1 protein-coding gene is annotated in these 399 nt (G+C 59.4%); it reads right to left on the bottom strand.

The features are described from left to right. The coding region (locus tag FY251_RS22015; RefSeq protein ID WP_148417023.1) for a response regulator at positions 1–396 on the bottom strand (396 nt) is incomplete at its 3' end. Positions 397–399 lie beyond the last annotated feature (3 nt).

Here is a 399-nt window from a genome sequence, read left to right as displayed (position 1 = left end):
CCGATGTGCGTCGACAGCGTTTCTGATCCGGTTTGCGAGCAGTGTGTACTGCTCGGCGCCCGAACCCTTCTGGAGGTAGTCGGTCACACCCGCAGAGATCGCATCGCTCGCGATTTCCTCGGACCCTTTCCCGGTGTAGAGAATGAACGGGAGCTCCGGGTAGCGCTGGCGGACGGCTTCGAGGAACTCGATCCCGTTCTGGTCAGGCATGTCGTAGTCCGAGACGACGCAGTCGTACTGGACCGTAGAGAGTGTCTCTAGCGCTTGTTCGGCACTCGCCGCCGTCTCGACGCACAACCGGTCGTCCTCGTGTTCGAGCAACGCCGCAGTCGTGTCGGCGAAGTTCGAGTTGTCATCAACGTGGATAATACGGACCGAATCACCAGAATGGTCCATTAT

This window comes from Haloferax sp. KTX1, from assembly GCF_902410085.1.
Classification (GTDB): domain Archaea; phylum Halobacteriota; class Halobacteria; order Halobacteriales; family Haloferacaceae; genus Haloferax; species Haloferax massiliensis.
The sequence above is the reverse complement of the archived record's forward strand: the minus strand, read 5'-3'. Positions and strand labels throughout refer to the sequence as shown.